General features: G+C 72.0%; 6 protein-coding genes. 3 read left to right on the plus strand and 3 right to left on the minus strand.

Features of this window, described 5'->3' with window-relative positions:
* Window positions 1-367 precede the first annotated feature (367 nt).
* The 3 genes from VF289_RS00005 to zupT all read right to left on the minus strand — a co-directional run bounded on the left by VF289_RS00005 (window position 368) and on the right by zupT (window position 5057).
* Window positions 368-2608, minus strand: coding sequence for an NADP-dependent isocitrate dehydrogenase (locus VF289_RS00005; RefSeq protein WP_330879816.1), 2241 nt, complete (start codon window positions 2606-2608; stop codon window positions 368-370).
* A 231-nt stretch (window positions 2609-2839) separates the two neighbouring features.
* The gene (locus VF289_RS00010; protein WP_330879817.1) at window positions 2840-4021 is read right to left on the minus strand and encodes a hypothetical protein; all 1182 of its coding nucleotides are present in this window, start codon (window positions 4019-4021) and stop codon (window positions 2840-2842) included.
* A gap of 205 nt (window positions 4022-4226) precedes the next feature.
* Window positions 4227-5057: a zinc transporter ZupT gene (gene zupT / locus VF289_RS00015; protein WP_330879819.1), complete on the minus strand. Its 831-nt coding sequence runs from the start codon at window positions 5055-5057 to the stop codon at window positions 4227-4229.
* 96 nt (window positions 5058-5153) lie between these two features.
* Between zupT and VF289_RS00020 the strand changes: the two genes are divergently transcribed.
* From VF289_RS00020 to VF289_RS00030, 3 genes are all read left to right on the plus strand, one after another.
* Window positions 5154-5696 carry a class I SAM-dependent methyltransferase gene (locus tag VF289_RS00020; RefSeq protein ID WP_330879821.1) on the plus strand — a complete coding sequence of 181 codons (543 nt, stop codon included), beginning with the start codon at window positions 5154-5156 and terminating at the stop codon, window positions 5694-5696.
* 4 nt (window positions 5697-5700) lie between these two features.
* The gene (gene hisD, locus VF289_RS00025) at window positions 5701-7038 is read left to right on the plus strand and encodes a histidinol dehydrogenase (protein WP_330879823.1); all 1338 of its coding nucleotides are present in this window, start codon (window positions 5701-5703) and stop codon (window positions 7036-7038) included.
* A 210-nt stretch (window positions 7039-7248) separates the two neighbouring features.
* Window positions 7249-8292, plus strand: coding sequence for a LacI family DNA-binding transcriptional regulator (locus tag VF289_RS00030; protein ID WP_330879825.1), 1044 nt, complete (start codon window positions 7249-7251; stop codon window positions 8290-8292).
* The last annotated feature ends 180 nt before the right edge of the window (window positions 8293-8472 follow it).

Here is an 8472-nt window from a genome sequence, read left to right on the forward strand (position 1 = left end):
CGCCGGCGACAGCACGCCCAGTGCGAACAGCAGGATTCCGGCTTGCAGGCGCATCATTGCACTCCTTCGGCAAGTGGCTCATTTTCCCGCCGGGCAGATGACTCGGATATGGCCAGCCTGCCTGCCATCGCGGAACCTCGCTCCCGATCAGCGACGAAGCTCAGCAAAAAAGACCGTTCGCACTGAGCGTAGCTTGCGCAGTGTCCACAGACGATCACCCTTCGACTCCGGCCCTACGGACCTGCGCTCAGGGCGAACGGTGAGGTATCGGCCGAACCTTGTCGCTGCTCAGGACTTCGCTCACCGGTCACCACAGGCGACACGGGGCGCAGCAATGCCCCGTGCTGCTTGCCTCGATACGCCGCGATCAGGCGCCCGTTTTCAACGCCGCCAGCGCATCGTTGAACGTCTTGCTCGGGCGCATCGCCGCGCTCACCTTGGCGAGGTCCGGGCGATAGTAGCCGTCGATATCCACCGGCTTGCCCTGCACCTTGTTGAGTTCGTCGACGATGGTTGCCTCGTTCTCGGTCAGTGCCTTGGCCAGCGGCGCGAACGTCGCCTTCATCTCGGCGTGGCTGTCCTGCGAGGCCAGCGCCTGCGCCCAGTACAGGGTGAGGTAGAAGTGGCTGCCGCGGTTGTCCAGCTCTCCGGCCTTGCGCGAGGGCGACTTGTTGCTGTCCAGGAACTTGCCGTTGGCCTGGTCGAGCGTCTTGGCCAGCACGCTGGCACCGGCGTGGTCGTAGCGGCTGGCGAGGTGTTCCAACGAGGCGGCCAGCGCCAGGAATTCGCCCAGCGAATCCCAGCGCAGGTGGTTCTCTTCCAGGAACTGCTGCACGTGCTTGGGCGCGCTGCCGCCGGCACCGGTCTCGAACAGACCACCACCGGCCATCAACGGCACAATGGAAAGCATCTTGGCGCTGGTGCCCAGCTCCATGATCGGGAACAGGTCGGTGAGGTAGTCACGCAGCACGTTGCCGGTCACCGAGATGGTGTCCTCGCCGCGGCGCACCCGCTCCAGGGTGTGCTCGGTCGCCTTGCGCGGGGAGAGGATGGTGATATCGAGGTCCTCGGTGCCCTTCCCATCGATCGGCTCGGCGAGGTACGCCTCGACCTTGGCGATGAGGTTGCGGTCGTGGGCGCGGGACTCGTCCAGCCAGAACACCGCCGGCATCCCGGACTCGCGCGAGCGACGCACCGCGAGCTGCACCCAGTCGCGGATCGGGGCGTCCTTGGCCTGGCAGGCGCGGAACACGTCCCCGGCGGAGACCTCGTGACTCATCAGCGCGGCACCGGAGGCGTCGCGCACCTCGACCCGGCCGTCGGCCGCGATCTCGAAGGTCTTGTCGTGGGAGCCGTACTCCTCGGCCTTCTGCGCCATGAGGCCCACGTTCGGCACGGTCCCCATGGTCGTGGGGTCGAAGGCGCCGTTCTTCTGGCAGTCCTCGATGGTCACCGCGTAGACGTCGGCGTAGGAGGAGTCGGGGATCACCGCGAGGGTGTCCTGCTCGGCGTCGTCCTCGTTCCACATGTGGCCCGAGGTGCGGATCATCGCGGGCATGGACGCGTCGATGATGACGTCGGAGGGGACGTGGAGGTTGGTGATGCCCTTGTGGGAGTTCACCATCGCGAGGTCCGGGCCGGCGGCCAGGTCCTTGTCGATGGCGGCCTTGATGCCGTCGCGCACGGTGGAGTCGAGGTCCTCGACCCCGGCGAGGAGCCCGCCCAGGCCGTTGTTCGGGGACAGCCCCGCGGCGGCCAGCTGCTCGCCGAACTCGGCGAACAGGGTGGGGAAGAAGGCGCGCACGGCGTGGCCGAAGAGGATCGGGTCGGACACCTTCATCATCGTGGCCTTGAGGTGCAGGGAGAACAGCACGCCCTGCTCCTTGGCGGCGGCGATCTGCTCGCGCAGGAAGCTCTCCAGCGCCGCGGCGCGCATCACGGTGGAGTCCACGACCTCGCCGGCGAGCACCGGCAGGGAGCCCTTCAGCACGGTCTCGGTGCCGTCCGCGGCGACGTGCACGATCGAGAGGGTGTCCTCGGCCTCCAGCACGACGGACTGCTCGTTCGCGCGGAAGTCGTCGGCGGCCATGGTCGCGACCGAGGTCTTGGAGTCCTCGCTCCAGGCGCCCATGCGATGGGGGTGCGCCTTGGCGAAGTTCTTCACCGCGGAGGGGGCGCGGCGGTCGGAGTTGCCCTCGCGCAGCACGGGGTTGACGGCCGAGCCCATGACCGAGTTGTAGCGGGCGCGGATGTCCTTCTCCTCCTCGGTGGAGGGGGACTCGGGGTAGTCCGGCAGGGCGATGCCCTGCGCCTGCAGCTCGGCCACGGCGGCCTTCAGCTGCGGCACCGAGGCGGAGATGTTGGGCAGCTTGATGATGTTGGCCTCGGGCGTGGTGGCCAGCTCGCCCAGTTCGGCAAGGGCGTCCGCTTCCCGCTGATCCTCGGGGAGCAGGTCCGAGAAGGCCGCGACGATGCGGCCGGCCAGGGAGATGTCACGGGTGGTGACCTCGATGCCGGCGGTGTCGGAGAAGGCGTCGAGGATCGGCAGGAACGATGCGGTCGCCAGCATCGGTGCCTCGTCGGTGTGGGTGTAGATGATGCGCGCCATGTGTCGCGGGGCTCCCTCGGGTCGGTGCGGCATTTGTCTTGACGTCAAGACTAATCGACGTTCGGGCGCGGACCCACCCGGTCGATGCGGACAGCACCACGGTACGTGAGAAGCACCTCCCGCGTCCCCGGCCAGTGAGCGGCGGCGGACGGGGGAGATGCGAAAGGTGCGGAGGTGCGGAGGTGCGGAGTTGCGAAGGTGCGCGGAGCATCCTCGTGCCTGACGGCGAGGTCAGGAGTCGGGTTCTGCCTCGACGACCTCGAGGGCCCAGGGATCCGAGAGCACGAGCTGCGTGTCGCCCTCTTCGTCGACGGTGGCCGCGAAGGCCTGAGCCTGGTAGTCGCCGGGGGAGAGGGAGTCGGTGCCGCAGGCCCCGTGCGTGGTCCAGGTCCTCTCGGCGCGGGTCGCCCCGTCCTCGCCCATCCACTGCAGCGGGATGGTGGGGGTGTTGCGGGCCCCGGCCACGACGGTGCCGGTCGAGGGGTTCGTGATGACGATGCCCTGGAGCAGCGCCACGGTGCCGAGATCCGGCGAGGTGGCTGTGACCTGCGCGGTCACCGAGGAGCCGAGCTCGTCCTCGTCGAAGCTCGTGGAGACGCGCGTGGTCGGGTCCTCGACCGTCACCGTCATGCCGTTCCCGTCCCCGAGCGGCTCGAGGGAGGCGCGGCAGTGAAGGGGGGAGAGGTCCGCAGGAGCCTCCCCGGAGGGCGCGGTGGCGACCCCGGGCACGGCGCGCAGCTCGCCGTCCACGACGTCGACCAGCACGTCCCCGCTCGCGCTCCAGCCGGCGTCGTCGTCGCCGCGCCCGGGACCGTCGACCCCGCCGCCGCTGAGCCGGAGCAGGAATTGGCCCTCCGGCAGCGGCGCATCGTCACAGGTGCCGAGGGTCAGACGCGCCGTGGCGGCCGACGGCGCCTCACCCTCGCCGGTGATCTCGACCCGTTCGCGCACGACCATCGGCGGAACCGGAGCTCCTTCCTGCCCGAGCTCGACGTCGTATCCCGGCGCAGGGGCGCCGCGATTCTCCGGGTGGGCGGGCAGGAGCACGCCCTCGGGGACGAACCCCCGGTAGGTGGCGTCCTCACCGAGGTCCAGCGCCCCGGAGACCGTGATGGTGCTGCCCTCGGCGCTCACCACCTCGGGGGTCAGCACTCCGGGCTCGGTGGAGCGCACCGGCGGCTCCTCCTCGCCGGGACGGCACAGCCAGGACGGGTCCACCGGGGTGCTCGCGCTGCTCGCGACGGACTCCGGGTCCATCGGCGGCGCGGCGGTGGGGCTCGGAGGGGAGCTCGCGGGATCCTCGCCGCCGAGTGCATCGCAGGCACCGAGCGCGAGCGTCAGCGAGACGAGGCAGAGCCCGGCCATCGCGCGGCCGCGGAGGCGCACGCCTGATGCTGCTCGTCGATCGTTCATGATCCCGTGCGTCGTCCCCTTCCTCGCCCTGACCCTGCCACTGGCCGTGCCTCTGCCAGCGCCCCTGTCGCTGCCCCTGCAGCGACACTGGCCGCACGGCCGCCCATGCCGCCGTGCGCGTGTCTGGGAAGAACGTACCGGAGAGGGACGGGGACCGTGCTCCCGCTCGCGGCGTCCGCTGCGCGAGGGGAGAGGGCTGGCGAGGTCACAGCACGATCAGGGTCAGCGCCATGATCGCCATCCCGGCGATGAGGGAGTAGATCACCGTGTGGTGCTCTCCTGTCTCCTCCGCCGCCGGCAGCAGCTCGTCGAGCGAGACGAACACCATCACCCCTGCCACCCCCGCCAGGATCGCCCCCATCGCATCCCCGCTGAGCAGCGGGGCGAGCAGGAGGTAGCCGAGCACCGCACCGACCGGCTCGGCGAGACCGGTCATCGAGGCGAGCCAGAACGCCTTCGAGCGCGAACCGGTCGCGCGGCGCACGGGGACCGCGACGGCGAGCCCCTCGGGGATGTTGTGGAGGGCGATCGCCGCGACGACCGGGATCGCGATCTCGGGCGCCTGCAGTGCGGCGACGAAGGTCGCGAAGCCCTCGGGGACGTTGTGCAGCGCAAGGGCTGCGGCGGTCACTGCTCCGGTGCGCAGCAGTCGGGCGCGCAGCGCACGGTCCGCGGCCTGCTCATCGGGCTCGCGCACCTCGGCGCGACCGTGGCTGCCGTCCATGCGGCCCGAGAACTCGTGGGGGCTGACCGCCTCGGGCACCAGGCGGTCCAGCACCGCGATGAGGGCGATGCCGGCGAAGAAGGACAGGACCGCATAGGCACCGCCGCTGGCGCTGACCTCCTCCCCGCCGGAGAGCACCAGCGCGCCCTCGGGCATCAGCTCGACGAAGGACACGTAGAGCATCACCCCGGCGGAGAGCCCCAGGCCCCCGGCCAGCATCTTCGGGCTCGTGCCGCGACCGAGCACCCCGAGCGCGGCACCGATGCTGGTCGCGGCACCGGCGACGAGGGTGAGGAGGAAGGCGACGAGCACGAGGACGAGACTAGCCGGAAGGGTCGTCATTCCGAGCGCCCGGGACATCTCCGGCGAGGCGCACGTACGGTGGACGGCACCAGGAGGGGGGATCGGGTGGACTGGGAGGAGCGCTACGCGAGGTACGGCAGGCCCTTCGGGGAGAGGCCCAACGCCTTCGTGCAGCAGATGATGGACGAGGACTCCTTCGCGGAGGTGTTCGGCTGCGGCTCACGGATCCTGTGTCCCGGCGACGGCTACGGCCGCCACGGCGTCGCCCTCGCACAGAGGGGCCATCGGGTCGTCGGCCTCGACATCTCCCCGACCGCCACGCGGGACGCGCGCCGCCGGGCGGCGCAGGCCGAGGTGGAGTACACCGCGGTGACCGCGGATCTCGCCGCACAGCCATGGCCGCTGGCCCGGAACGATCACTTCGACGTCGTGGCCTCGATCTGGTTCCGGCTCCCCGACGCCGAGGCGCGGACGGCCTGGAACCGCGAGGCGGTCCGACACCTGCGCCCGCGCGGGCGCCTCCTGCTCGTCGCAGGCCGGCGGATGACCACTGTCGAACAGGAGACGGGGGAGTGGCCTCCCGGGATCGCCTGGGAGGACCACTCCACGGCCGAGGAGGTCCGAATGGTCGGTCGGCTTCTAGACTGACCCCATGCCCGCTCCCACCCCGTTCCTCGCCGTCACCGATCTGCGCTCGCGCACCCTGAGCGCCGCCGAGCTCGTCGCGGTCCTGCCCCGCGCCGAACTGGATGTGGACGCCGCTGCCGTGGCCGTGCGCCCGGTGGTCGAGGACGTCGCCGCCCGCGGCGCCGCCGCAGTGCTCGACGCCTCCGAGCGCTTCGACGGGATCCGGCCGGAGCATCTGCGGGTCCCGCAGGAGGAGCTCCAGCGCGCTCTGGACGAACTGGATCCGGAGATCCGCGCCGCGCTCGAGGAGTCCGCCGCCCGGGTGCGTGCCGTCGACACCGCGCAGTCGCGTCCCGAGGAGACGGTGCAGGTGGTGCCCGGCGGCACCGTCACCCAGCGCTGGGTCCCGGTGCGACGGGTGGGCCTGTACGTCCCCGGCGGCCGGGCCGTGCTGCCCAGCTCCGTGGTGATGAACGTGGTGCCCGCCCAGGTCGCCGGCGTCGAGCAGATCGTGCTCGCCTCCCCGCCGCAGAAGGAGTTCGGCGGCCTGCCGCACCCCACGATCCTCGCCGCCTGCGCGCTGCTCGGCGTCACCGAGGTGCTCGCCGCTGGAGGAGCGCAGGCCATCGCCCTGCTGGCCCACGGGGCCGAGGACCTCGGCGACGGCGCCGCGCTGGAGGGCGTGGACCTGGTCACCGGGCCCGGGAACGTCTACGTCGTCGCTGCCAAGCGGCTCGTCCGGGGGACGGTGGGGATCGACGCCGAGGCCGGGCCCACCGAGATCGCGATCCTCGCCGACGCCGACGCCGATCCCGGGTTCGTCGCCGCGGATCTGATCTCCCAGGCCGAGCACGATCCGATGGCGGCGAGCGTGCTGGTCACCGACTCCCCGGAGCTGGCAGAGGCGGTCGAGGCGCAGCTCGTCGCGCAGGTGCCGCAGGCACTGCACCGCGAACGCATCGACGAGGCGCTGCGCGGTCCTCAGAGCGGCGTGGTGCTCGTCGACGACCTCGAGCGGGGTCTCGCCGTCGTCGACGCCTATGGCGCGGAGCACCTCGAGATCCAGACGGCCGATGCGGCCGGGATCGCCGCGCGCGTCACCAACGCCGGAGCCGTCTTCGTGGGCCCCCACAGCCCGGTCAGCCTCGGTGACTACGCCGCGGGGTCGAACCACGTCCTGCCCACCGGCGGTACCTCGCGCTTCACGGGCGGCCTCGGCGTGCAGACCTTCCTGCGCGGCATCCACGTCGTCCACTACGACCGGGACGCGCTCGCGGGCGCCCGCAGCGCCGCGACCACGCTGGCTCGCGCCGAGGGGCTGCCCGCGCACGGCGACGCGATCGACCTCCGCTTCCCCGGCTGACGTCCCCGCCCGGTCGGCCCTGCCCCCGGCTCCCCGACGGCGTTCCCGCATCCGGGCCGCGCCCGCTGATGCTTGCGCGACAAGATGTAAGCGCATACACTCGTCGTCGAGCTGTAAGCGCTTCCATCCCGGAGGCCCCGACGCACCGCCCTGACGCACAGCCACGGCGACGCGGCAGCTCCAGCACTCGAGGACGAGCAGGAGGACGCGATGATGGTGAATGGGGACTCCGTGTCGGTGCCGACCATCTACCAGGTGGCCGAGCGCGCCGGGGTGTCGATCGCGACCGTGAGCCGCACCTTCGGGGACCCCTCGAAAGTCGCCCTGCGCACCCGCGACGCCGTCCTCGAGGCCGCCCGCGAACTGCGCTACGTCCCGGCGGCCGCCGCCCGGGCCCTCGCCGTCCGCCGCAGCAAGGCCCTCGGCGTGGTGCTCCCGCACATCGCCGGCCCCTACTACGCCGAGCTCCTGGTCGGCTTCGAGGTCGCGGCCTCGGAGCTCGGACTCTCGGTGGTCCTCGTGCTCGCGGGGCCGCAGGAACGTCGCCACGATGCGGTGATCGATCTGCTCGGCCGGGTCGACGGCGTCGCCTTCATGGCGCGCGGCGGCGCGGACGACGCGCTCGTCGAGCAGGTCTCCGAGCTGCGGCCGACGGTCAGCGTTGCGCGGGGGGAGATCCCCGGCGTCGACGCCTTCTACGCCGAGAACCGCCACGCCGCCCGACAGCTCACCGAGCACCTCATCGACCACGGCCGGCGACGCATCGGCTTCGTGGGCCGCCCCGAGACGGGCTCGGACATCGGCCGCCGCCATCGCGGCCACCTCGACGCCCTCGAGGCGGCCGGGCTGGAACCGCAGCGGCGCTTCGACGTCGACCCGGTCGAGTCGGCCGGGCGCGAGGTCGCCGAGCAGCTGCTCGCCACCCACGCTCCCGAGAGCGCCGACGAGAACGGGATCGCAGGCCTCGATGCGCTCGTGTGCGGCAACGACGAGCTCGCCCTCGCGATCGTCTCCCATCTCTCCGCTGCGGGCATCGACGTGCCCGAGGACCTCGCCGTCACCGGCTGGGACGACACCGTCACCGCCCGCTACCTCACCCCGGGCCTGACCACCGTGCGCCAGGAGGTCGCCGAGCTCGGCGCGCTCGCCGCGCGTCGGCTCGCGGCCCGCATCGACGGCGCGGCCCCGCAGGAGCCCTGCACCGTCGGCTCCTCCCTCGTGCTGCGCGCCTCCTGCGGCTGCGTCGCTGCGTGATCCACTGCCCGACCTTCCGACCGACCCGCCGCCCGCGCGAGCACCGCGCGAGCCCCACCGACCCCCGCTGATCCCCGACGAAGGAGTCCTGATGAACCCCTCACCCCGCCTCACCCGCCGCGCCTTCACCGGCCTGGGCGCCGCCGGCACCCTCGCCGTCCTGGCCGCCTGCGGTCGCCC

It is taken from the genome of Brachybacterium sp. (assembly GCF_036379615.1).
Lineage (GTDB): Bacteria > Actinomycetota > Actinomycetes > Actinomycetales > Dermabacteraceae > Brachybacterium.